The organism is Bradyrhizobium uaiense (assembly GCF_010811875.1).
Taxonomy (GTDB): Bacteria; Pseudomonadota; Alphaproteobacteria; order Rhizobiales; family Xanthobacteraceae; genus Bradyrhizobium; species Bradyrhizobium uaiense.
On the sequence record NZ_VKHP01001052.1, the window covers coordinates 1 to 241 of the forward strand.

At 66.4% G+C, this 241-nt stretch carries 1 protein-coding gene; it reads left to right on the forward strand.

Translation table 11 applies throughout. The annotated features are described in order from the left end of the window. Positions 1-241, forward strand: a 241-nt coding sequence (locus tag FNJ47_RS48735) for a transposase (protein ID WP_163163812.1), incomplete at both ends; no start/stop codon positions are given.

Here is a 241-nt window from a genome sequence, read left to right on the forward strand (position 1 = left end):
TCGGGCGCTCGCGCGGCGGCTTGAGCACCAAGATACATATGGCGGTTCGGGGCTTGGGATGTCCCGTGCGGTTCACGCTCACCGCGGGCCAGAAGGGCGATGCACCGCAAGCCGCCACATTGATCGAGGGACTGTCCGCCGGGGTCGTCATGGCCGATACAGCCTATGACGCCGATCACTTGCGTCAGGCCATCGCAGCCAAGGGCGCGCTCGCCGTCATCCCCAACAATCCGTCACGCGC